1 pseudogene is annotated in these 233 nt (G+C 52.4%); it reads left to right on the top strand.

The window, feature by feature from the left end:
• A pseudogene (locus tag SLS51_RS23780) lies at positions 1 to 233 on the top strand (hypothetical protein); the annotation flags it as partial.

Consider the following 233-nt stretch of genomic DNA (forward strand, 5'->3'; position numbering starts at 1 on the left):
CATTTCAGCATCCAACACTGAGCCAGATTGTGGACTGGTTGCAGGAGCACAGCGGACTGACCTTCACATTGCCGGATGCCCCTTATACGGAGACACCTATCCCGCATTTTACTCATCATGGGACCGGCTATCAGTTGCTGGCTAATCTTGGGCAGGTTTTTTCGATTGAGGATTATCTCTGGTATCAGTTGCCGGAGGGTTCGGTTTATGTGGGCAGCGGGGCGCATTCGATG

This window comes from Photorhabdus africana (genome assembly GCF_035181445.1).
GTDB classification, from domain to species: Bacteria; Pseudomonadota; Gammaproteobacteria; order Enterobacterales; family Enterobacteriaceae; genus Photorhabdus; species Photorhabdus laumondii.